Origin of the sequence: Paraburkholderia podalyriae (assembly GCF_014397785.1) — a bacterium.
Taxonomy (GTDB): domain Bacteria; phylum Pseudomonadota; class Gammaproteobacteria; order Burkholderiales; family Burkholderiaceae; genus Paraburkholderia; species Paraburkholderia podalyriae.
The window spans coordinates 19376-39743 of record NZ_VZQQ01000008.1 but is presented as its reverse complement, the minus strand read 5'-3'; the positions used below and the strand labels follow the sequence as shown (position 1 = coordinate 39743).

At 61.7% G+C, this 20368-nt stretch carries 19 protein-coding genes and 2 pseudogenes; 8 read left to right on the top strand and 13 right to left on the bottom strand.

Annotation, left to right across the window (positions count from 1 at the left end; genetic code table 11):
* The 6 genes from F6X42_RS11395 to F6X42_RS11370 all read right to left on the bottom strand — a co-directional run bounded on the left by F6X42_RS11395 (position 1) and on the right by F6X42_RS11370 (position 4793).
* Positions 1-1356 (bottom strand): sensor histidine kinase, encoded by a 1356-nt coding sequence (locus F6X42_RS11395; protein WP_187634311.1) that lies wholly within the window; start codon positions 1354-1356, stop codon positions 1-3.
* Positions 1357-1378: 22 nt separating this feature from the next.
* Positions 1379-2770 carry a class I SAM-dependent methyltransferase gene (locus F6X42_RS11390; RefSeq protein ID WP_187634310.1) on the bottom strand — a complete coding sequence of 464 codons (1392 nt, stop codon included), beginning with the start codon at positions 2768-2770 and terminating at the stop codon, positions 1379-1381.
* 101 nt (positions 2771-2871) lie between these two features.
* On the bottom strand, positions 2872-3129 hold the full coding sequence (locus F6X42_RS11385; RefSeq protein WP_187634309.1) for a hypothetical protein: 258 nt from the start codon (positions 3127-3129) through the stop codon (positions 2872-2874).
* A gap of 261 nt (positions 3130-3390) precedes the next feature.
* A complete protein-coding gene (locus tag F6X42_RS45275; RefSeq protein ID WP_281393954.1) occupies positions 3391-3591 on the bottom strand; it encodes a DUF2000 family protein in 201 nt (66 codons plus the stop codon).
* Positions 3560-4057 (bottom strand): hypothetical protein, encoded by a 498-nt coding sequence (locus tag F6X42_RS11375; protein WP_222945559.1) that lies wholly within the window; start codon positions 4055-4057, stop codon positions 3560-3562. Before F6X42_RS11375 ends, F6X42_RS45275 begins: the two co-directional genes overlap by 32 nt.
* Positions 4058-4160: 103 nt before the next feature.
* Positions 4161-4793, bottom strand: a complete 633-nt coding sequence (locus tag F6X42_RS11370) for a cysteine hydrolase family protein (RefSeq protein ID WP_187634307.1) — start codon at positions 4791-4793, stop codon at positions 4161-4163.
* 193 nt (positions 4794-4986) lie between these two features.
* Here F6X42_RS11370 and F6X42_RS11365 point away from each other — a divergent pair, with 193 nt between their 5' ends.
* On the top strand, positions 4987-5982 hold the full coding sequence (locus F6X42_RS11365; RefSeq protein WP_187634306.1) for an aldo/keto reductase: 996 nt from the start codon (positions 4987-4989) through the stop codon (positions 5980-5982).
* A gap of 96 nt (positions 5983-6078) precedes the next feature.
* On the opposite strand, the pseudogene F6X42_RS11360 reads toward F6X42_RS11365, so the two are convergent.
* Positions 6079-6447: pseudogene (locus tag F6X42_RS11360) on the bottom strand (LysR substrate-binding domain-containing protein); the annotation flags it as partial.
* A 104-nt stretch (positions 6448-6551) separates the two neighbouring features.
* Here F6X42_RS11360 and F6X42_RS11355 point away from each other — a divergent pair.
* The 4 genes from F6X42_RS11355 (at position 6552) to F6X42_RS11340 (ending at position 9124) form a co-directional block, all read left to right on the top strand.
* Complete coding sequence (locus F6X42_RS11355) at positions 6552-7343, top strand: SDR family NAD(P)-dependent oxidoreductase (protein WP_187634305.1); 792 nt, start codon at positions 6552-6554, stop codon at positions 7341-7343.
* Between the two features lie 304 nt (positions 7344-7647).
* The gene (locus tag F6X42_RS11350; protein ID WP_312892624.1) at positions 7648-8052 is read left to right on the top strand and encodes a galactose oxidase early set domain-containing protein; all 405 of its coding nucleotides are present in this window, start codon (positions 7648-7650) and stop codon (positions 8050-8052) included.
* A complete protein-coding gene (locus F6X42_RS11345) occupies positions 8052-8495 on the top strand; it encodes a hypothetical protein (protein WP_246530049.1) in 444 nt (147 codons plus the stop codon). Before F6X42_RS11350 ends, F6X42_RS11345 begins: the two co-directional genes overlap by 1 nt.
* Positions 8496-8725: 230 nt before the next feature.
* Positions 8726-9124, top strand: a complete 399-nt coding sequence (locus F6X42_RS11340; protein ID WP_187634303.1) for a hypothetical protein — start codon at positions 8726-8728, stop codon at positions 9122-9124.
* Positions 9125-9134: 10 nt separating this feature from the next.
* Here F6X42_RS11340 and F6X42_RS11335 read toward each other — a convergent pair whose 3' ends face one another.
* Complete coding sequence (locus F6X42_RS11335; RefSeq protein ID WP_312892623.1) at positions 9135-10775, bottom strand: MFS transporter; 1641 nt, start codon at positions 10773-10775, stop codon at positions 9135-9137.
* 253 nt (positions 10776-11028) lie between these two features.
* On the opposite strand from F6X42_RS11335, the gene F6X42_RS11330 reads away from it, so the two are divergent.
* Positions 11029-12270: a cystathionine gamma-synthase family protein gene (locus tag F6X42_RS11330; RefSeq protein ID WP_187634301.1), complete on the top strand. Its 1242-nt coding sequence runs from the start codon at positions 11029-11031 to the stop codon at positions 12268-12270.
* Positions 12271-12327: 57 nt separating this feature from the next.
* Here F6X42_RS11330 and F6X42_RS11325 read toward each other — a convergent pair whose 3' ends face one another.
* The gene (locus F6X42_RS11325; RefSeq protein WP_187634300.1) at positions 12328-13533 is read right to left on the bottom strand and encodes a TIGR03118 family protein; all 1206 of its coding nucleotides are present in this window, start codon (positions 13531-13533) and stop codon (positions 12328-12330) included.
* Between the two features lie 394 nt (positions 13534-13927).
* Here F6X42_RS11325 and F6X42_RS11320 point away from each other — a divergent pair, with 394 nt between their 5' ends.
* The gene (locus F6X42_RS11320; protein WP_187634299.1) at positions 13928-14257 is read left to right on the top strand and encodes a hypothetical protein; all 330 of its coding nucleotides are present in this window, start codon (positions 13928-13930) and stop codon (positions 14255-14257) included.
* A gap of 486 nt (positions 14258-14743) precedes the next feature.
* On the opposite strand, the gene F6X42_RS11315 is transcribed toward F6X42_RS11320, so the two are convergent.
* Entirely contained in the window at positions 14744-15961 is a 1218-nt protein-coding gene (locus F6X42_RS11315) for an FAD-dependent monooxygenase (RefSeq protein WP_187634298.1), read from the bottom strand.
* Between the two features lie 123 nt (positions 15962-16084).
* Here F6X42_RS11315 and F6X42_RS11310 point away from each other — a divergent pair.
* Positions 16085-17028, top strand: a pseudogene (locus F6X42_RS11310) (LysR family transcriptional regulator).
* Positions 17029-17064: 36 nt separating this feature from the next.
* On the opposite strand, the gene F6X42_RS11305 reads toward F6X42_RS11310, so the two are convergent.
* From F6X42_RS11305 to F6X42_RS11295, 3 genes are all read right to left on the bottom strand, one after another.
* Positions 17065-17682: a dihydrofolate reductase family protein gene (locus F6X42_RS11305; protein ID WP_187634503.1), complete on the bottom strand. Its 618-nt coding sequence runs from the start codon at positions 17680-17682 to the stop codon at positions 17065-17067.
* Positions 17683-18036: 354 nt separating this feature from the next.
* Positions 18037-19104: a rhodanese-like domain-containing protein gene (locus F6X42_RS11300; RefSeq protein WP_187634297.1), complete on the bottom strand. Its 1068-nt coding sequence runs from the start codon at positions 19102-19104 to the stop codon at positions 18037-18039.
* Between the two features lie 56 nt (positions 19105-19160).
* The gene (locus tag F6X42_RS11295) at positions 19161-19817 is read right to left on the bottom strand and encodes a peroxiredoxin (RefSeq protein ID WP_187634296.1); all 657 of its coding nucleotides are present in this window, start codon (positions 19815-19817) and stop codon (positions 19161-19163) included.
* Positions 19818-20368 lie beyond the last annotated feature (551 nt).

The window sequence follows — 20368 nt, the reverse complement described above, 5'->3', positions numbered from 1 at the left end:
TCAGGGTGCGGGCGACAGATCGAAACTGAATGCCGCCCAACTTCCCAGTTCGCTTTCAGCAAACAACAGACCACCGTGGCGCTCGATCACCGCATAACTGATCGACAGCCCGAGGCCCAGGCCCTGTCCCACTTCACGGGTGGTAAAGAACGGCTCGAACACGCGCGCGATATTCTCCGGCGCGATGCCCGGCCCATTGTCTTTTACCGTCACGTGCAGGCGATCTTCCGTCCACCTCACGTTGATGTGAATCGCCGGCGCGGGCGTGGCCGCCTTGCGCATCGCCAGCACCGCATTCGACAACAGGTTGATCAGCACACCGATGATGGCCGCCTCGTCGCCCTGCACCAGCGTATCCACGGGCAGTTCGCGCGTCACGGTGACGCCGCGCAATTCATGCCCGACCAGCCGGATCGCCGAATCGAGCGCCTTTTCGAACAGGAACGGCGTGCCCAACTCCGCCTCGGCGCCGGGCTTGCGATACGCGAAAGTCTTCAGGTCCGACACGATGTGCTGGATTCGCTGCATGCCCTGCCGCGCGTCGACCAGACATTCCAGCAGCGTCGGCTCCTTCTTCGAGATCGGCTCTTCCAGCGCAACCTCGATCGCCATCAGGCAGAAGTTCACCGGGTTATTCACTTCATGTAGCAAGCCCGCCGCGAGCGTACCGATCGCGGCCATTTTTTCCTGCTGCAGCAGTTGGCCCTTGATGTCGAGCAACTGGCGATTGATCACTTCGAGCTCGGCGTTCTTCGCGGAGACTTCCGCGTTTTTCGCGGAGACCTCGGCCTTCAGGCGAAACAGCATGAAGCGCACGCGCTCATTGAAGAACGTATAGACGGCACTTGCGGCAGCGGCGAACAGAAGGAGCAGAACATTGACCGTCAACGTGCCGAGCGGCATACCGTCATGCGGGGGCAGCAGACACGCCAGCAGATACAGAAGGCAGGACAACACGCCGAACACGAGGTTTTGCCACAAGCCAAATGGCAACGCGATGCCGGACGCGAAAATAGCGAGATTCAGGCCCATATAGTAGGGCGACAGAACCCCATCGGTGCGCCAGATCATCCATGAAATCATTGCCTGCGGCAGCAGCAGCCAGGACAGCGTCAGCCACGGAGTAAGGCGGCGCCCCATGCTGGTGTCGAGCAAGGCCACGATACCACCGATCATCAACGACACGAGCAGGCGCGCGAGCGCGAAAGACGTCTGATACTGCGGATACTGCGCGTAATCCAGCCCCACGCCGAGCAGCACGAGCGCAATGGCGGTGCACGCGCCGCCCCGGCTGAACGTGACGCGAAAGTCGGCCAGCTCGGTTTGATAGCCGCTCTGCAGGGGACTGGTAGTCATGGACAGGGATGTCGACACGGTTTCAGAGGATCGTGGCTTCCGCGAACACATTCACCCCGGTCTCGTCGACGTAGAGCTTCTGGTCAGTGGAGTTGGCGGGAAGCAGCGAACTCATGCCGCTCTCGTTCCTATAGATCAGATACCACTCGAGCAGATGCTCCATCCCGTACTTCTCCGGATTCGCCGAATGGACGTTGGTGACCAGCAACTGGCCGCCAGGTCGCGTGCGAGCGGCGAAGTAACTCAGCAGGCGCGCGCAGACCTTGTCCGACAGATAGTCGAACAGACCCGCGCAGTACACCGCGTCGAATTCGCGCGCGGCGGGGTCTGTTGAAATCTTACGCTTGAGCAGGTCGTGCACCGACTGATGCACCATCTCCACCGAGGCTTTATGGCCCGCGGCGTTCGCCGAGCTTTCGATCGCGTCCTTTGTAAACGCCAGCGTTTCATTGCTGAAGTCGACCAGCTCGAACGACAGTAGCTCCGGATGCGGATATTCGCGCACGAAGCGCTGGATCTCGAATGCGGGCCCGCAACCGACGTTGAGAATGCGGAACGGTCTGCCGGCCGCGCGCGCTGCCTCGGCCTGACGCGTCAGGAAATCGATCAGCAGCGCGATCCGGTTACGGTGCGCGGTCGCGACGGCAGCCTGCAGGAACGCGGTATTGACGATCTGGAAGTAAGTGGTGGGTCCCTGCTGCGGATCGCTGAGGATCTGGTTGACCATCTCGTAGTCGCCGGCGTAGCCGAGCGGCTTCGTGAACGTGCGGTAGACAAACGGCGCGCGCAGCAGCAACGGATGCAGTGCCGATTGCGCATACGTGCGATGCACGGGTGCGGTCTCCGCATCGACGCGCTCGGCCTCTTCCTCGAGGCGGTCGAGGAAGAACTTGATCTTCAGCATGATCGGCGTGGCGAGCTCGTAAAACAGGTCCGCGCGCAGCCTGCCTCCTTCGGCCTTCGGCAAGCTCTCGGTCAGGTCGACCTGCTCGACCCAGCGCGACACTTCCGACAGGAATGCGCGCATCTCGTTCACGACAATCTGATAGTCGCGCCGGATATTGAAGCGCGCATCCCAGTCGCTAATAAAGAGTTCCGCTTCCCGCCCGACCGACTTCGCTTCATTGGGCAGAACGCTAAGCTCTCGCCATTCGTCGATCAGCGCCAGAGAGACCACCGCGGTGAGACCGGTGTTCACCAGACTCACTACCACCGCCTTGCCGAGATAGGCATTCTTGGTGCCCATGCGCACGCTCAGCTCGCTTAACACCTCGCTGACCTGCACGATGGAATAGGGGTTATAGACCTCCATGACCAAAGACTTTCTCTGGAGGTTAATGATCGTCCCACGCACGTGCTCGCGCTGCGAGTTGCGGAAGCTGACCACCGGGTCGATTTGCGTTTGAGAGTACACGGTATAAGTACCTGAGGAATCCGGGAACGCAGCAGGCTGTTGGAGAAGTCCAGTGAATGGCTGCCGCACGCACGACACCAGCGACAAGTCGTGGACGCGTTTCAAACCACAGTTGAGCTGGAAACACCAAAGCCTTTTGCCAGAATGGCTCCAGCGGCATGCAGTGTAACATCAACAGGTTCAATTCTGACTGAGGTTAAATTCACAATGAAATGTATACGCAAGGTTTTTGTTGCGAGCATGTCCATGCTATAAGAGGCTGTTTTTGCAAAAAAGTATTTGAAGCGACTTGACGAGCGCGCGCGCGTGTAATCGCCGACAATTCGTTTGTCGACAAAGACTTGCAATCGCATTGCCACGATGACGACACGATCCGCTATTGAGGGGACGCGTGACTTGCGCCTGGCGAGTCTATGCCCGTTGGATAGACCGTCGCTTTGAGGCGATACCGCTTTTAGACTCGCAACGAAGTGAAGCGATGCGGCAATTGATGCCCCGTGCATTCGCCGAATAACATTTTTTTGTTTTAACCCAATTGAAGTCCGGCGCGGCAAACGTTTTACTTTTTGAGGCGTGGCGCGAGTACCGTCGACTATTGAGCGGCTCGCGCACTCGTTGACTCATTCGTGCAGGGCCAAACCTTTCACGACCTTATCGACGGCTTTCTTCGGTCCGTACAGTGCGAGACCGACGAGGTCGAGATTCGCGCATCCTCGGCACGAAAGACTGTTGGTAGCCTGCTCCGTTATCGGCCGTGCGATGTCTCGCGTCGACGAAGGCAGACCGGTCTCACGGCTTCTTCGAACGCGGGGGCTGCGCATTGACGAACGGGTTATAGCCGCGCGGACTCGCCGGCCGATCCCGTTCGGTCGCGCGGCGGCGCTTGCTGGATCGTGCGTCGCCCGACAATTGCGCAAGCAGTTCTTGCGATTCGGGCTCCGACTCCGCTTCCCTCTCTTCCACCGGCGGCGCGGCTTTTTTGCGTCGCGCGGGTTTTGACTGCGCGGCTTCCTCGCTCGTATCCGACGCGCCGCCCGCGATGTGTTCGATCACGGTCATGAACGATGCCGATGCCGATCGGACAGGTTGTCCCGGCAGCATCGTCAGCGCGACGATTTCGTGCAGTGAACGGCCATCGACGGAGCGGCCTTCCGCCGTGTCACGCCAATCGACGTTCGCTTGCGCGAACGCGCCGATCACATGTTCGAGCACGGCCGGCGACAACACGCCGCCGTCGTACAAGCGGATAACGACGCTTTCGAACATCTGGAGCGGGGTGATAACCATTGATTTCGCCGCCACGGTTTGTCGCCTTGCTGGTTTCTCTTCCTGCATAAGTCAGCAAATCATATGCCGATACGACCGGCGACGCCGAATCGTTGATATCGGTCTACGCGAGCAGCAGTAACGCGTCCGCGAGTGACAGCACCGTCGTGCGTGAATCGAATGCGGTAGAAAACAGATGTTCATGCACCACCGGGTCAGGGTCATAACAGCAATCCTTGACCGTGTACAGGCGGAAGTCCGCATCGCTCGCGTACGCGACCGAGGAAAGTACGACTCCGGTCGACGCGATGCCGACCATAATCAGCGAGTCGATACCTTGTCTGGATAGTTGCGCCTCCAGATCGGTGCCGAAGAACACGCTCGCACGATGCGCGATGACGAGCGGTTCGTTCGCCTGCTGGCCCAACTCTGGCGAGATCCTGTCTTCGACAAAGAGACCAAGACGTTTGATTCCCTGCCCATTCCTGTTCAATGGGCTGACTTCCGGATAGCCCGGACTGAACCGGAGATTGGCGAAATAGACGCTGACGCCTTTGGCCCGGGCCGCGTCGCATAGTCTGCGCGTATTGGTGAGCAACGCCGGCGCGACCGATGGAAAGAGTCCGAGAATATCGGTCTGGTAGTGCATGACCACAAGCGCGGTTTGCGATGGCGCGATTGCGGCAATCCGTGCACTCGTGCGCTCTTCGCTGAGCCCGTCGTTCGCGATGTCGTCAGAAACTGCGTTGGTTGTCATTACGCCACCTTTATCCGGATTCCACGTCCTGTTGTGTGAGCGGCTGCTTCGATATCATCGAAATCATACTTCACGGCATCGCGCGGGCGGCCCTGCTCACTTGCTACACTACGTACAAAGGTCGCCGGCACTCCCGCAGTGGTAACGAAGCACCCGCGACGTAACTCCGCAAACAAAGAGGATGAGCATCCAAATGACGCTTTCGACGAGAAAATTTGGTCGTACCGGCTGGAATGTGTCCGAAATCGGTTTTGGGGCATGGGCAATCGGCGGCTCGTGGGGCAGCGTTGCGGAAGATGACGCCAGGGCCGCGCTGAATGCCGCGCTCGATAGCGGCGTCACGTTCATTGACACGGCCGACGTCTACGGCGACGGTCGCTCGGAACGGATTATCCGCGACGTACTGCGGCAACGAGGCGGCGAACGTCCCATCGTCGCCACCAAGCTCGGGCGCCGACTCGACCCGCATGTGGCCAGCGGCTATCTGAACAAGCGCGAACTTGAAGCTTTCATCGACCGGAGTCGCTCGAACCTGGGCGTCGACACGCTCGACCTGGTGCAGCTGCATTGCCCGCCGACGGAGGTTTACTACCGTCCCGAGGTGTTCGATGCAATGGACGACTTCGTCGCCGACGGCAAGATCCGCTACTACGGCGTGTCGGTCGAAAAGGTGGAAGAAGCGTTGAAGGCGATGGAATACCCGAATGTGGTTTCGGTGCAGATTATCTACAACATGTTTCGTCAACGTCCTGCCGATCTGTTCTTCAGCCAGGCGCAAAAGAAAGACGTGGCGGTCATCGCGCGCGTGCCTCTGGCCAGCGGCATGCTCACTGGCAAGCTGTCCGCGAATTCGACCTTCGCGTCAGACGACCATCGTGCATTCAATCGGCACGGCGAGGCGTTCGACGTCGGTGAAACGTTCTCAGGCGTGCCTTACGACATCGCGTTGAAGGCGGTCGACGAACTGCGCGGCCTGGTACCCGTGGACGCCTCGATGGCACAACTGGCTCTGCGCTGGATCCTCATGGAGGATGCCGTCTCTGTCATCATCCCGGGCAGTAAAAACGCGGCCCAGGCGGCGTCGAACGTCTCGGCCGCGAGCCTCGCGCCGCTGCCAGACGAGGTCATGGAACGCGTCCGGGAAATCTATCAGCGCGATATCGCGCCTCATGTCCACCAGCGCTGGTAAAGGGCCGGGCAAGCTGTCTACGCCCCAACGCGCAGACGGATCATCCGCTTCTGAACCTGATGGTCCGGACATGTAGGACCCATGCTCTGGACGCCTTCAACGCGTCCCAGGCGTGACACCTGTCCACTTTCCGTCATCCCGATCCCATGGGGGCGCCCCGCCGAACGCATCGACCAGGAAATCGATCATGACACGCACTCTGGCGCTCAGGTGTCGACGGCTCGGATACATGGCGAGTATGTCGATCTCAGGCAGGCGATACTCAGGCAACACGTGAACGAGCGTGCCGGCACGTAGATCGTTGCCGATCAGGAACGTGGGTTGCCAGATCACGCCTTGCCCGGCGAGCGCTGCCGCGCGCGCCGTATCGCCGTTATTCGTATGCATGTGACAGTCGACCTTCACCGAGTGAGTCTTGCCGCCACTGTCGATCAGTTGCCAGTCATCGCCGGTGGCCGCATAGGTGCCCTTCCGCCATCAGGACTGAAGCCTATATTGCTTTCACGGGCCAAGGCCCGAAATGCTGAAGCAACGCCATTTTTACTTCATCCATTGAAAGGAAACCACTCATGGACCTGAATCTGACAGGCAAACTCGCACTGGTGAGCGGCAGCACAGCCGGCATCGGTCTCGCTATCGCCAGCAGGTTGGCGCAGGAGGGCGCTCGTGTGATCGTGAATGGCCGCGCCCAGTCATCTGTGGATGACGTGGTCGCGCAGCTGAAAGCGGAGACCGGCAGCGACGTGCAGGGATTTGCGGGCGATCTCAGTACGGCCGCTTCAGCAGAAGAGCTCGCGCGACGTTATCCGGACGTGGAAATTCTGGTCAACAACCTGGGCATCTTCGAGCCCAAGCCGTTTGAAGAGATCCCCGACGCGGACTGGCAGCGGTTCTTCAACGTGAATGTCTTGAGTGGGGTACGCCTCGCTCGCCTGTTTTTGCCTGCGATGAGGCAGGCCGACTGGGGGCGCATCATTTTCATTTCGAGCGAAAGTGCGGTGCAGATTCCAGCCGAAATGATTCACTACGGCATGACGAAAACCGCGCAGCTGGCGGTCTCGCGCGGGCTCGCCGAGGCCGTTGCCGGCACGGGCATTACAGTCAATAGCGTGCTGCCGGGGCCGACGAAATCGCGGGGAGTGGGTGAATTCGTGGAGACCCTTGCAAAGGCCGACGGCAAATCGTTTGAAGCGTTCGAAACGGAGTTCTTCGAGCAGGTCCGTCCCACCTCGCTCATCAAGCGATTTGCTTCACCGCAGGAAATCGCGTCGCTCGTGGCCTATATCGCCAGTCCGCTTTCGTCAGCCACGACGGGAGCTGCGTTGCGGGCCGACGGGGGCGTTATAAAGAGCGCGTTCTAGACTCGATTGATAGCCCCAGAAAGATTTCCTGGAAGACTGCGATCCCGCCTGACATGCTCACCGTCGAGACAGCGTTCGCAACACGCCTACTTACATCTGCCGGGCATGCGTCATCCGCGACTATTCGCCAGGCTACATCTTCGAAGCCCATCTGAAAGAAAGCCTCGCTATGGTTTAGGAGCATGGGATAAGACGCGAGGTTGCGATGAGAAAGCCAGCGAGTTGCGTCGCACCCGGAGTGAAAAGCTGCACTCCTTTCTCATCGGGTGCGCGCAACGGCATTTTGTTCCGATTGGCGTCGCGCATGGGTCGGTCGCAATGCCTGGCGGGTCGGTCGCAATGCCTGGCTTTTCGATACCACGCGAACGTCGAGATACTGACGCCGCCGTATCTTCTCAATGCGGATGGTTCACCCGCATCACGCCCCACGATCCTGTCGGCGCCCGCGAACGCAGGTCTCGGCTCGTCGATCTCTGTGAGCACCGACAGGGCGGTTAGCGCCTTCGCGCTGATGCGTCTATCGTCGGCAACCCATTCGCTCAACAACGAGCAGCGACGCGTTCCGTTAAGCTTTAGCGCGAGCCGCGCAGACCAGTATGTGCTGCAGATTCCGGGCGATTCTGGGGTCGCGGTGCCCGGCTACTACATGTTATTCGCCGTCGACGCGAACGGGGTACCGAGCGTCTCAACCACGATTCAAATCCACTGATGACACGCGCCTTGAATCGGGCCGCCTTCACACTATGCGTGACGGCGGCCGTATTTCTGGTTGCTGTCAAACCGGCGGCACATGGCGCGGATTCGTCGCAATCCATGGAGTTGGGACGTGAGATTTTTAGCGGGCAACACGCGCTGGCGGCGCACTTACGCGATGACAATCGCATGCTGCATGACAATGCCGTCCGGTGTATCAATTGCCATGGCCACGCGGACAACGCAGCGTCTTTTGGCCCCCCGTTGACGAGCCAGTATCTGCTCAGCGATATACGCCGACGCGGCGGGCCGCCGAGTCGTTACGATCTGAGATCGTTCTGCCGCGTCTTGAATGTCGGCGTTGATCCGACAGGAATCGTCCTGAAAAAAGCGATGCCGCAATACGCGTTGAGCGATACAGAATGCGCGGCGCTTTGGAGCTTCGTCATGGCCCAATAGGGCTTCGTCCGTACCGGTAGGTCGCCCTGACCCGCGATGTCAAGCGCGGCACAGACGCGCTCGCCGCCATTTCGTTTTCCTCCGTGAAAATGCAACGAGGCGCCAGTCGCGATCTCCGCTATTGCGATCTCGGGTTATGTTTCCCGTATCGTAGCAAGGATCGTCGATAATTACGGTACACGTTCGTCGGTAGAGTTCGTCAACCAGTTGCCCCGACTCTGGAGAGCCTCATGACAGACATCGCACTTGCACGCAAAAAAGCTTGCCTCGCAGTGGTTCACGCGGTATTGACCGACTTGATCGACGACAGCGATCTAATCGACGCGGCGCGACGTGTTGCGGATTACCTGGCGGACGATCTTGAAGGCAAGATCACCGAGACCGACGCCGTCCTACTTGCTGTCACCGCACTGACCAAAGTCAATCGCACGACTCGTCAGTGGTCCGACGTGGACGGCAACTCGATGGACGCGATCAGAGTCGCAGACTTCATCATCGATGAACAAAAGAACGGGTACGATCGCGCAACCAATCCACCTGGGACGACTTCGACCGCGGAAAGAATCCAGGCGCGTGCGGCCGCCGTGATTCGGCCGATGGAATCACCGGCGCGGCCGGTTCACCACTGAGTTCCGTATCTCACTGCGGGCGCGCTATCGTTGGGCGCTGCAGCGGCTGGATGGTGACCATCGCAATACCCGCTCCAGCGAACGCACACGCGGCGCAGACGAGCGCGACGGCGCGTAGCGCGTCGGTCATGGCATCGGCTTGCGCGCGCGCCACGGATCTGTCGCGCGGCGTATGAATGGCGGGCGCTGCCATTCCGGCTTGTTCGACCGGCGCCAGCAGTTGCCCAGTCGGGCGGGCGTCCCGCGGCACATGCAATTCGTCGAGGCGCGCCGATAACGCCGCGTGGTGCGACCACACGAATACGACACCGAGCACCGCAATCGCCAGCAGGCCCGCCACGCGCGCGACGGCGTTGTTGATGCCGGACGCCACGCCTGTGCGGTCGCTCGCCACCGCGCCCATCACGGTCGTGGTAAGCGGCGCGACGGTGATCGTCATGCCCAGCCCGAGCACGACGAGCGCAGGAAAAAATCCCGGCCAATAGCTACCGCGCGCGAACGGCAGCGCCAGCAACATGAACCCGATTCCGGCGACGCCCGGGCCAACGGTCAGCAGCGCGCGCGAACCGAAGCGGCTCGTCAAGGCGCCGGTGAAGCGCGATAGCAAACCGATAATGACAGGCACCGGTAACAGCGCCGCGCCCGCTTCGGTCGCGGTGTAGCCATGCGCGCGGATCAGCGTGAAAGGTAGGAAGAAGAACAAGCCAATAAGGCCGAAGTAAAGCAGCAAGGTGACGAGGTTGGCACCGGTGAAGTCGCGCGACTGAAACACGTCGAGCGGCACCATCGGATTAGGGCTGCGCGCTTCGATGATCACGAATGCGGCGAGCACGAGCACGCCGGCCCCGATCGCACAAAATACGAGCGGATGCGCGAAGCCACGCGCCGATGCCTCGGTCAGGCCGAACGTGAGCGCGGCGAGTCCAGTTGCCGCGCTCAGTGCGCCGGGCCAGTCCAGCTGTTGACGCGCATCGGGCTTGTGGCTGTTGGGCACCGCCAATAGGGCGAGCGCTATAGTTAGCGCCGCGAGCGGGACGTTCAGGAAGAAGATCGCGCGCCACGACCATGCATCGACCAGCCAGCCGCCCGCCACCGGCCCCACTGCCGACGTGATCGCGCCGACGCCCGCCCAGGTGCCGATTGCCCGTCCGCGCGCTTCGTCGTCGAACACCGTGCCGATGATCGCGAGACTGCTGGGTACCAGCAACGCCGCGCCGATGCCCTGAACCGCGCGCGCGACGATCAGCGCGAGCGAATTCGGTGCAAGCCCGCAAGCGGCCGACGCCAGCGTGAAAAGCGCGACGCCCGCGACGAACACCGTGCGCCGGCCGAGCTTGTCGCCCATCGCTCCGCCGATCAGCACCAGCGAGCCGAGAAAGAGCAGATACGCGTTGACGACCCACTGCATCGCCGCGACGCTCGCGCCGAGTTCGCCCTGAATCGACGGCAGTGCGACGTTGACGACGGAGCCATCGATGAACGCCATGCTCGAACCCGTGATCGTCGCGGCGAGCGCGAGCCGCTTGCGCCGGCACGGGCTGTCGATCGCGGCGAACTGCGTGCGGATGACGAGTTCGTCGCACGGGCTCGCCTGCGCGGCGATGACCCGCGCCGTCTTCGGCCTGCTAACCTGATGATCCGAGTTGGCCACCGTGCCTCCCATGATGAGCGATGATGTCTAGCCTGTTCGGGTCAAGGAGGCTAGTCAACCCCCGGGACGGCGTATTCATCGCTGGCAAACACCTCGCGCTCACGCAAAGGTAGTCGGACGCCGGCAAGCTGGCAACCTCGCTGGCCGTCAGTCGAGGCCCGCGCCGCCGGGCGGGACGCCAACGACTTCGCGCGCCGAACGGTTACAGGCGATAATCGGTCGAAAGCAATCGATCTGAAAAGGCGGAGAAAGAATGGACAAGCAAGGTTTCACCACTGGCATCGTTCACGGCGACAGAATCGCGGGCACCGAGCACGGCGCATTGCGTCAGCCAGTTCATACGTCCGTGCAATATGGTTTCGAGCGCGTCGAGGACCTGATCGGCGTGTTCCAGGGCACGAAGAAGGGCGGCTTCAATTACGCGCGGCAGGGCACCCCCACGACCGCCGCGCTCGAGCGCAAGATCACCAGCCTCGAAGAAGGCGTCGGCACCATCTGCTTCAGCACCGGCATGGCCGGCATCACGGCGACGTTCCTCACGCTGCTGCGCGCGGGCGATCATCTCGTGTCGAGCCGCTACGTGTTCGGCAACACCAACAGTCTGTTCGGCACGTTGCGGGCACTCGGCGTCGAAGTCACGACCGTCGATGCCGGCAACGTCGACGACGTGAAGAACGCAATCCGGCCGAATACGCGCATGGTGTTTGTCGAAACCATCGCGAATCCGGGCACGCAGATTCCCGACCTGCAAGGTATCGGTGACTTGTGCCGTGAGCGCGGCATCGTGTACTTCGTCGATAACACGATCACATCGCCCGCATTGTTCAAGCCAAAGGCGGTCGGCGCGAGCCTCGTCATCAACTCGCTGACGAAGACTATCGCGGGTCATGGCGCGGCCCTCGGCGGCGCGGTGACGGATACCGGTCTGTTTGACTGGAGCGCGTATCCGAATATCGCCGACGACTATCGGCGTTCGGCGGCGAAGGATCAGGGGCTTCTGCAGATCCGCAAGAAAGGCCTGCGAGACATGGGCGCGGCATTGTCGTCCGAGCAGGCGCACTCGATCGCGATGGGCGCGGAAACGCTCGCCTTGCGCGTGAAGCAAAGCAGCGACAATGCGCTCGCGCTCGCGCAGTTTCTCGAAGGACACGAAGCGATCGGCAACGTGTTCTATCCTGGCCTGAAGAGCCACCCGCAATACGAGGTTGCACAGACGCTGTTCAAGGGCGCATCCTGGCTGTTGTCGTTCGAATTGCTCAACGTGGATCGCATGATCGAAGTCGTCAACGCGCTGAAGCTGCCCGTCAAGGCGACCGGTCTCGGCGACACGCGCACGCTGATCATTCCCGTCGCGCCGACGATCTTTTTCGAAGCCGGGCCGGAAACGCGCAGGGCGATGGGTATCTCCGACGGTATGCTGCGGCTCTCCGCGGGCATCGAGGATATCGACGACCTGATTGCGGACTTCGCGCAAGCGCTGAAGTTTGCGGCGTAGTATCCGGGCCCTCGAAAGTCCGGGCGAGGCCGGTGCACCCGCCTCGCCCGCCCGGCGCTACATACCCATGCTCATCCCTCCGCCCGCGCTTGTGCCCGTGCCCGTGCCCGTGCCCGTGCCCGTGCCCGAGCCCGAGCCCGAGCCCGAGCCCGAGCTCGACGTTGCATTCAGATCGATTCTTCCGTAGACGCCATCGGCTTCGTCATTCGGGCCCGCTGCAAAAAAGAGCGTGTTGGAAGGCTGATTGTCGAGATCGTTGCCAAACGCGATGCCCCACACGCCGTGTTCGACGATCGGACTGCTGTTCGGCCCTTTGATCTGTCCCACCGACTGGCCGTTCGATGCATTGAACGCGTTGATCATGCCGTCGCCGAAATTGCCGATCAGTATTGCGCCGCTCATCGAGCCGAAGTTCCCGGGCGCTTGAGCAATGCCCCACGGCGCGTTCAACGGACCGCCTGTCGCGAAGCGTTGCTTGAGGTTGCCCGCGGTGTCGTATACATCGACCATGCCGAGTCCCGCGCCCGCGACATTGTCGTGCTTGGCTGCGTCTTGCATCGCGTAGGTGACGAACAGATTCGAACCGATCGCCTGAATGCCGAACGGCGCAAAGCCGGCTGGAATTTCCGGGTCCGTGAAGGCGCCGGGCATCGCGACCTTGGTGAAGGAGGTATCGAAGACGTCGATCTTGTTGTTATGGAAGTCGGTCGCGTAAAGGAAGCTGCCGTTGTTCATCGCGGCGAGCGCGAGACCCTTATAGACGGCGCCACCCGTACCATCGTCGTACATGACGAACGCATTGGTCGGCCCGACAGCGGGCGCCCACGCGGTGATGGTGCCGCCTTCGCCCGTGAAAATGAATGCAGCGACTCCAGACTTGCCGTTTTCGGTGACGCGGAAGCTTTGTGTTCCGTTGAAAACGATGCCCGTGGGCGACGCCGAACCGTTCTTGCCGTTGGGTATCGTGACGACCAGCGATTGCGGTACGCCATTGCCGTCATACAGCGTCGCGACATTGGTGCCGTTGTCCGCGACCCAGGCGAAACCTTTGGGATTGAAGGCGACGCCCCAAGGGTTTTTCAGATTTGCGTCGGTGTGGGCAGCGGACACCGCGCCATCTGATACGAGGGCCGTCGCTGTGAACGACGACTGCGGGGGCGGGCTTGCGCTGCTCGAACTCGAGCCACCGCCGCCGCATGATGTAAGAGTCGCGATGGCCGCGCCGCATGCAACGACGCCGAATACAGCGAGTAGAGACTTCATGACCGTACTCCTTGTGCTGCCCAGAAGACATAACGGTCAGTGAACGAGGACGATGCGGGGTTTATTCCGGTGCAGAGGGGCCTATTTCGCGGGAGATTTCGTGCGGCGGCAATGGCTGCTCTCGTTCGGATAAAAGCAATGGGTACGCAACGAACACGAGGCATGACTATTCCATACGCGCGGCCCAAAAAGTGTAAGCGCGCCATTGACGACGTGACCTGCGTGAGGCGAGCGACTGCGTTTGATCTGCCAGACGCGAACGAAAGCGGCTCACTGCGACGCAGGTCGTTTCTGTCAGGATCAGGACACGCGGCACGGTGATTGCGGCCCTCCATGTAGCGCAGGCGGTCACTGTCTGCGTCTATCTTCCAGTCCAATCAAGGAGGGGCGGATCATGAGCAAGGCAACCATCACATTAGTCGCGGCCATCGCCGCACTCGCGATGTCGGGCGGCGCATATGCGCAGGCGGCCGGGGGCCAAAGCGGCAGCGGTTCGACTGGCACTGCTGGCAGCACGGCTAGCCCGTCGAACCAGATGAACGGTTCGACGACGGGCGGCTACGGCATGCCAAGCACCACGAACTCGGACGCGGGCATGGGCGCCAAGGCGCCGAACTCGGGCCTGCCGAGCAACGACAGCAACTCGGCGACTTACAACGGCCCCGCTCCTAAGACCAACAACACGCTGGCGACCCCGAGCGTGGTGTCGCCGGCCGGCCATTAACAGCCAGTAAAAATGACGATCAGCCGCGACTCAGCGCAAGCATAGAGCGCTCAAATCGCGCGGCCGCCAGTGTAATTGTGACCGGCGCCCAGTTCCCCGGATTGCAGGCGCAAGTTGATCCGACCGACCTACAAGGTCCATGCTGTCGTATTCGACATTTCACCAATGGGAACGACGCGCCGGGTCTCCGGCGAAAAGTATCGCAGCACGACGTCAACGCGACGGCGACGAGGACCGGCGGATGGATGATATAGACCGTGTACGCGCGTCGCGCTAGCGGCTGCCACACGCCAACCAGTCTTTCGAAGCGGGTTTGACTGCAAGGAGAGACAGCTCGTGAAAAATACTCGTTCGTTCTTACGGATGCCTAACCCGATTCCGCCCGCACCGCGTCGGTTGACGCATTAACGCGCGCGTCGTTCTGCAGAGCGGTGCCTCGCATCAGCGTGCGGCCAACACCTCCCTATCGAAGCCTCATGGAGAGGCTCAAAGCCACGTGCCCCCTTGCCGCTCGCTCGGCTCTTGCGCGAGCGCGTCGAAATCGTGAATCCAGTCGAGGTGATGCAGCATGCTGTCGCGCGCCGCTAGCCGCGCGTTGCGTTCCTGCGCGGCGGGCCCGTCCGGCAGATGCAGCACGTCCGCGGTGCTGATCGACGCGAACTGCACCTTGCGCGTGCGGCCCCGGCGCAGACGCTCGTAGGCTTCCTGCGCTTCCCGCCAATTGCCAGGGCCCGCCTTGGCCAGTTGCGCGGCCAGCACCACGGCATCTTCGATCGACTGGTTGGCGCCCTGACCGTGATGCGGCACGAGCGCATGCGCGGCATCGCCGATCAGCGTCACGCGACCTTTGCTCCAGCGGCCAAGCGGCGGACGGTGAAACAGGCCCCAGCGCTGACTGATCGGCACCGCCGTGATCATCTGCACGACGGCCGGATGCCAGTCCTTGAACAGGCGCAGTTGCTCGCCTTCGGTGGACGGCATGACCCAGTCGCGCGACGGCCACGGCGACGGATGGCGCTCGACCAGCAGGAAGTTCTGATCGCCCCTGTCGCCGATCGGATAGTGCAGCAGGTGGCCGCCGGGTCCGACCCAGAACTGGATCGTGTCCGGATCGGGCAACAGCTCCATGCGCTCGGCCGGCACGATGCCACGAAAGCCCGAGCAACCGGAATACAGCACGTCGTCGTAGCCGAGCATCCAGCGTCGCGTGATCGAGCGTGCGCCGTCGGCGCCGATCACGAGATCGGCGTCGATGCGCCGACCGTTGTCGAACGCGAGACTCACGCGATCGGGATGCTGCACGAGATCGACCAGCCGATGGCTAAGCTGGATGTGCCCGAGACCGACCGCCTCCGACAGCACAGCCTGCAGATCGGCGCGATGAACGCCCCAGTACGAGCCGCCGAACTGTTCGCGATAGCTGGGCATGCCGCGATGATGGCCAATGACGCTGCCGCTGCGGCCGTCACGATAGATGAGCCCGGGTACTTCAGCGCACACGTTCGCAAACGCCGAGCGTAGCCCCATGCGCTCGTAAAAACGCGTCGCGTTGGCCGACAGTGCGACTGCCGCGCCCACCTCGCGCAACTCGTCGGTCTGCTCGTAGAGTTGCGCATCGATGCCATGTTCGCGTAGCGCGAGCGCCAGCGTAAGGCCGCCGATGCCGGCGCCGACGATCGCGATGCTCAGATCCATTCCACTCATGATTGTGTCTCCGATATAGGGTTTATCGTGTCGGTATTTTCAGCACTAGACCTTCATTGCTCAATAAGATGAAATGAATCTCCTTCATCACTGAAATGAATGACCTTGGGTCACGCAGGATTCATGGAACTGAACGATCTCGATCTCAATCTGCTGTTGCTGTTCCAGCGGCTGATGCAGGAGCGGCGCGTGGCGAGCGTCGCCGAGCAAATGAACATGAGCCAGCCAGGCGTCAGCAACGCGCTCGCGAAGCTGCGCCGCCTGCTCGGCGATCCGCTGTTTGTCCGGGCGCCGGGCGGTGTGGTTCCTACCCCGTTCGCGCAGCGTCTCGCGGAGCCGGTCTCGCAGGCGCTCGCCACCTTGCACGCCGCGCTCAATCCGGTGACGGGCTTCGATCCGCTGCGCGCGATGCGAACGATGACGATCGGTATGACCGATATCGGCGAAGTCGTGTTTTTGCCGGCACTGCTCGAACGACTGTCGCGCGTCGCGCCAGGCGTCGCCATGAATACAGTCCGCAATACGAGCGTCAACCTGAGCAACGAGATGGCCGACGGCCGCGTCGATCTGGCGATCGGTCTGTTGCCGCAGTTGAAGGGGGGTTCTATCAGCGGCGCCTGTTCGATCAGCGCTACGTCTGTCTGTTCAGACGCGGCCACCCACTCGAGGACGCCCCGCTGACGCTTTCCGCATGGCGCGAAGCCGAGCATCTGGTGGTCGTGTCGGCCGGCACCGGCCACGGTCAGGTGGACGAGTGGCTGAAACGACGCGGCGTGCGGCGTCAGGTGCGACTGACGGTGCCGCACTTCATGAGCGTGGGCTACATCCTGCAACGGACCGATCTGATCGCCACGGTGCCCGAGCGCCTCGCTCTGGAGTTGGCCACGCCGTTCTCGCTGAGCCTGAGCGCGCTGCCGATGACGCTGCCCGCCGCGCCGATCCACTTGTTGTGGCACGAGCGGGTCCATCAGGATGAGGGCAATCGCTGGCTGCGCGAGGTCGTGATCGATCTGTTCGCGGATACGGCGGCGAGTGGCAGGCGAGCGCGGGACGTGAGGAAGAAGTAGGACTCTGTTTGAAAACGCCGAACCGAAGCTTCGCGCTTACTCGAACGCTCCGGTTCGCACCTCGCCGTCACGCGTGTAGCGGGTGACGAGCACGCCGCCGGGCGTGCTCGTCACGTGTGCCAGCGTGAAGGCGGACGCTAGTGCGTCGTGGCCGAACAGACGTTTGCCGCGCCCGAGAATGACGGGGTAAATCAGAAGCCGGAGTTCATCCACGAGGCCCGCCGCCAGTAGTTGGCGCACCATGTCGCCACTGCCGAACGTCACCAGATCGGCACCGTCCTGAAGTTTTAGCGCGCGTATCGCATCGGCAAGATCGCCCTGCAGCGCATGACTGTTGTGCCAATCGAGCGTATCGGATCGATGCGTGGCCACGTGCTTGCGGACCGGATTGAACTGGTCGGCAATGCCGCGGCTGCGTGATTCGGCCGGCACATGTGGCCAATAAGACGCGAATATGTCGTACGTGCAACGCCCTAGCAGCAACTCGAACGGCTGCGCGAGCAGATCGCGCACACTTGCGCCGATCGCTTCGTCAGCGTACGGCACGGTCCAGCCGCCCAGGCGAAAATCACCACTGGCATCTTCGTCGGGCGCCCCGGGGGATTGAGTGACGCCATCCAGGCTAACGAACATGGAAACGATGTGCTTGCGCATGATGTGCTCCCGGTCAACGAACCCAATCGGTTCATCAATACGACGAACGAATCGGGTGCGGATCGACAATCGACGTCCTGGCGAAAGCCGCGCGAGCGAGTATGGCTCGATTGGCGCAGAATGATTGGACCCACGGGTGCCTGCGCCGCAGGTGTGAAGGCGCGCACCACTCGCCAGCGCATGGTCGGAAGATCGCCCGACACAGTGATGCGGACATAGCAGCCGGCGTAACGTCCGGCCGCCCGTGGCATGTCGTTCGATGGCCGATGGGTGTCAGCGAATGCCGCCTGACATTACATGGTCTCGCCTATGCGGCCGGTGTACGCGGTTCGATCCTGAACTCGACGACGACCTTCAAACACTATCCGACGCAACCGGCAGCCCCTCCGTCCTCCACCGCAGCATCCCACCGGCAAGATTCGCCACCTTGCCGAACCCGGCCTTCGTCAACAACACGCTCGCCTGAGCCGAGCGCACGCCGGAGCGGCACACCGCGACCACCGGCCGCTCGCGATCCAGTTCATCGAGCCGCCCTGTCAATTGCGACAGCGGCACCAGCTTCGCGCCGGGCAAATGACCCAAACGATCGATGAACTCCGGCGCCTCGCGCACATCGACGATCTGAAGCGCCGCGCCATGCTCGAGCAGCGCCATCGGCTCGATTTCCCACACGCCGCTAAAGCGCAGCGTCAACGGTGCCCAGTCCGGCGTTTCGGTCGCAACTGCGGCGCTGCCTTCCGGCTGCCCGCAACGCATGTTTGCGGGCACCGCGACCGCCATCTGCTTCGGGTGCGGCAAATTCAGGTTGTTCATATACCCGGCGAAATCGCCGACGTCGACATCGCCGCCCAGGCGCGGATTGAAGCGTCGCTCCTCGCTCACGCTCGTCACCGTGATGCCGCGATAATCGTGCGCGGGATAAAGCAGGCAGTCGTCCGGCAGTGACAGGATCTGCTCGCGCACGGACGCGAATAACTGCTGCGGACTGCCTTGCTGGAAATCGGTGCGGCCGCAGCCGCGAATCAGCAGGCTATCGCCGGTAAAGGCCATGCTCTGATCGTCGAGCACGTAGGTCAGGCAGCCGTTCGTATGGCCAGGCGTTGCGCGCACGCTCAGATGACGCGTGCCGAAGTCGATCCGATCACCATGCGCGAGCGGTCGCGTCACGCCTTTCGCCTCGACGACCGCGGCAAGCGCGATCTCGCTGCCGCAACGCAAACGCATGCGCCATGCGCCGGTTACGTGGTCGGCGTGCACGTGGGTATCGAGCGTCGTGCGCAGCCATAGGCCCAGTTCGCGCAGCAGCGCCTGATCGCGCGGCACCTGTTCGTAGACGGGGTCGATCAGCACCGCCTCGCCGCTGTCGCCGAGCAGGTACGTATAGGTGGACGAAACAGGATCGAACAGCTGACGAAAAATCATCGGTATCCCTCGGAAAATCGGCGAGGCGGCCGCAAACGGCCGCCGTGCCACACCTATCAACCCGGTTGCCTGGTGGTGCGCAGATACGGCTTGATGGTCTTGAAACCAGGGAACGTCTGCTGCGCCTCTTCGTTGCTGACAGCCGACGTGATGATCACGTCTTCGCCCTGCTTCCAGTTGGCCGGCGTGGCGACCTTGTATTTCGCGGTGAGCTGGATGGAATCGAGCGCGCGCAGGATTTCGTCGAAGTTGCGGCCGGTGCTCATCGGGTAGGTCAGGGTCAGCTTGATCCTCTTGTCGGGATCGATGATGAAAACCGAGCGCACGGTCGCGTTGGTCGCGGCGGTGCGGCCCTCGCTGGTGTCGCCTGCGTCGGCCGGCAGCATGTTGTACAGCTTGGCGATCGCGAGATCGGTGTCGCCGATCATCGGGTACTTAACTGTTGCGCCCTGGGTTTCCTCGATGTCCGCGACCCATTTTTCGTGGTCTTCGACCGGATCGACCGACAACCCGATCAGCTTCGCGTTGCGCTTGGTGAACTCCGGCTCGATCTTCGCCATGTAGCCCAGTTCGGTCGTGCAAACCGGCGTGAAGTCTTTCGGGTGAGAGAACAGGATCGCATATTGGTCGCCGATCCAGTCGTGGAAATCGATGGTGCCTTGTGTGGTGCGCGCGGTGAAATTGGGCGCGACGTCATTGATACGAAGTGACATATTGCCGTCCTGTGAAGTCGTGGTTAAGCGGAAGACCCGAGCGAGGCCTGTCTGCAACGGTCCAACACGGGCCCGGATAATCTCGGGGATTGCTCGCGCGGCAAGTAGAGCATCGCCGCATCGCGCAGTGAGACTTCAAATATAGCGCGTTATGCGCCAACCCATGTCGATACCCGTCGAAATCGGTCCCGGCGGGCCACAGCCGGACCACGGCTTCGAGGAATCCGTTTATCGGTAAATCATGGACATTGCACGCGCCGCCGTGTGTGCGATAGCGCACAGATTTACCGGGCCGTGATTTGATCAGACCGTTCGATCGTCCAGTCCGCCCCGCTGTTCGAAAACGGGATAAGCGGTTGTTAAGGTTGCGGGCGTAGCCTGCCGTCGACATTTGCCTACATCGATATGAAGAAACTGTTGCGCTCCATTGAGCCCATTCTGTTGACCGCTGCGTCGGTAGGCCTCGTCATGTTTGTCGTGTGGCGAGTGGCGACGGTAAAAGGTTGGTTTTAAGCTCGCGCGATACGGTCGTCCGCTACTGCGAAAGGCGC

Bases quoted from the DNA above. Each gene is read 5' to 3' on its own strand.
- F6X42_RS11395 (WP_187634311.1), bottom strand. From the start codon at position 1,356: ATGACTACCAGTCCCCTGCAGAGCGGCTATCAAACCGAGCTGGCCGAC.
- F6X42_RS45275 (WP_281393954.1), bottom strand. From the start codon at position 3,591: ATGCGCAGCCCCCGCGTTCGAAGAAGCCGTGAGACCGGTCTGCCTTCG.
- F6X42_RS11375 (WP_222945559.1), bottom strand. From the start codon at position 4,057: ATGGTTATCACCCCGCTCCAGATGTTCGAAAGCGTCGTTATCCGCTTG.
- F6X42_RS11370 (WP_187634307.1), bottom strand. From the start codon at position 4,793: ATGACAACCAACGCAGTTTCTGACGACATCGCGAACGACGGGCTCAGC.
- F6X42_RS11365 (WP_187634306.1), top strand. From the start codon at position 4,987: ATGACGCTTTCGACGAGAAAATTTGGTCGTACCGGCTGGAATGTGTCC.
- F6X42_RS11355 (WP_187634305.1), top strand. From the start codon at position 6,552: ATGGACCTGAATCTGACAGGCAAACTCGCACTGGTGAGCGGCAGCACA.
- F6X42_RS11350 (WP_312892624.1), top strand. From the start codon at position 7,648: ATGGGTCGGTCGCAATGCCTGGCGGGTCGGTCGCAATGCCTGGCTTTT.
- F6X42_RS11345 (WP_246530049.1), top strand. From the start codon at position 8,052: ATGACACGCGCCTTGAATCGGGCCGCCTTCACACTATGCGTGACGGCG.
- F6X42_RS11340 (WP_187634303.1), top strand. From the start codon at position 8,726: ATGACAGACATCGCACTTGCACGCAAAAAAGCTTGCCTCGCAGTGGTT.
- F6X42_RS11330 (WP_187634301.1), top strand. From the start codon at position 11,029: ATGGACAAGCAAGGTTTCACCACTGGCATCGTTCACGGCGACAGAATC.
- F6X42_RS11325 (WP_187634300.1), bottom strand. From the start codon at position 13,533: ATGAAGTCTCTACTCGCTGTATTCGGCGTCGTTGCATGCGGCGCGGCC.
- F6X42_RS11320 (WP_187634299.1), top strand. From the start codon at position 13,928: ATGAGCAAGGCAACCATCACATTAGTCGCGGCCATCGCCGCACTCGCG.
- F6X42_RS11315 (WP_187634298.1), bottom strand. From the start codon at position 15,961: ATGAGTGGAATGGATCTGAGCATCGCGATCGTCGGCGCCGGCATCGGC.
- F6X42_RS11305 (WP_187634503.1), bottom strand. From the start codon at position 17,682: ATGCGCAAGCACATCGTTTCCATGTTCGTTAGCCTGGATGGCGTCACT.
- F6X42_RS11300 (WP_187634297.1), bottom strand. From the start codon at position 19,104: ATGATTTTTCGTCAGCTGTTCGATCCTGTTTCGTCCACCTATACGTAC.
- F6X42_RS11295 (WP_187634296.1), bottom strand. From the start codon at position 19,817: ATGTCACTTCGTATCAATGACGTCGCGCCCAATTTCACCGCGCGCACC.